At 51.1% G+C, this 1,312-nt stretch carries 2 tRNA genes and 2 rRNA genes; all 4 read right to left on the minus strand.

The window, feature by feature from the left end:
- A 23S ribosomal RNA gene (locus NE547_RS17870) occupies positions 1 to 687 on the minus strand; the annotation flags it as partial.
- Positions 688 to 962: 275 nt separating this feature from the next.
- Positions 963 to 1,038: transfer RNA gene (locus NE547_RS17875), tRNA-Ala, on the minus strand.
- A 9-nt stretch (positions 1,039 to 1,047) separates the two neighbouring features.
- A tRNA-Ile gene (locus tag NE547_RS17880) sits at positions 1,048 to 1,124 on the minus strand.
- A gap of 100 nt (positions 1,125 to 1,224) precedes the next feature.
- Positions 1,225 to 1,312 (minus strand): 16S ribosomal RNA (locus NE547_RS17885); the annotation flags it as partial.

Here is a 1,312-nt window from a genome sequence, read left to right on the forward strand (position 1 = left end):
CGCGCTATTAACACTCGGTTTCCCTTCGCCTCCGGTACTGAATACCTTAAGCTCGCCAGTAACAATAACTCGCCGGACCATTCTACAAAAGGTACCTCATCAACCATTAACGGTCTTTGAGTGCTTGTAAGCACAAGGTTTCAGGTTCTGTTTCACTCCCCTCCCGGGGTCCTTTTCACCTTTCCCTCACGGTACTGCTCCTCTATCGGTCATCAGGTAGTATTTAGGGTTGGAGGGTGGTCCCCCCAGTTTCCCACGGGGTTTCACGTGTCCCGCGGTACTCTGGAACTCGACTGACAGGATTCGGTTTTCACTTACGGGGCTGTCACCCGCTCTGGCTGGCCTTCCCATACCATTCAGTTAACCTATCCTGTCGTTGTGTCGGTCCACAACCCCGGTGGATAAATCCACCGGTTTGCCCTCTTCCGCGTTCGCTCGCCACTACTAGCGGAATCTCTGTTGATTTCTCTTCCTCGCCCTACTTAGATGTTTCAGTTCAGGCGGTTCCCCACCTACGCCTATTTGATTCAACGCAGGCTGACAGAGTATTGCTCTGCCGGGTTTCCCCATTCGGAAATCTGCGGGTCAAAGCTTATGTGCAGCTCACCGCAGCTTATCGCAGCTTGTCACGTCCTTCTTCGGCTCCTGATGCCAAGGCATTCCCCTTGCGCTCTTATTAGCTTGACCTTAGTAGAACAACCTCTTCAGCTGTTCTCTATTGGATCATGAATTATGCAGGCTTCACAGAAGATGTCAATTTTTTTGGCTCATTGTTTCTACCCTACTAGAACGGCTTTCGCCATTCTATTATTTGTTCCACAACATTGCTGTTAATTGCCCTCTGTTGCTTGCTTCATCATACTTCATTCTACATTGTTCAGTTTTCAAGGTGCCAGCTTCCGGCCATCCAGGCCAGATCAAAGTGCTCAACCATTCCCGTTGAACACTTTGATCCAGTCTCATGGTGGAGGTAATCGGACTCGAACCGGTGACCCCCTGCTTGCAAAGCAGGTGCTCTACCAACTGAGCTATACCCCCCTAAGAAGGTGGTGGGCCCAAGTGGACTCGAACCACCGACCTCACGATTATCAGTCGTGCGCTCTAGCCAGCTGAGCTATGGGCCCGTGCGTACACCCTCTAAATTAAACAACGTGACCCTCTTCACCAGAAAAGTCTGACCTTAGGACGTTACGATAAGATATCCTCTTACCGATGTCTCCTTAGAAAGGAGGTGATCCAGCCGCACCTTCCGATACGGCTACCTTGTTACGACTTCACCCCAATTATCGAACCCACCTTCGGCCGCGCCCCC

This window comes from Flavonifractor sp. DFI.6.63 (assembly GCF_024462255.1).
Lineage (GTDB): Bacteria > Bacillota > Clostridia > Oscillospirales > Oscillospiraceae > Lawsonibacter_A > Lawsonibacter_A hominis.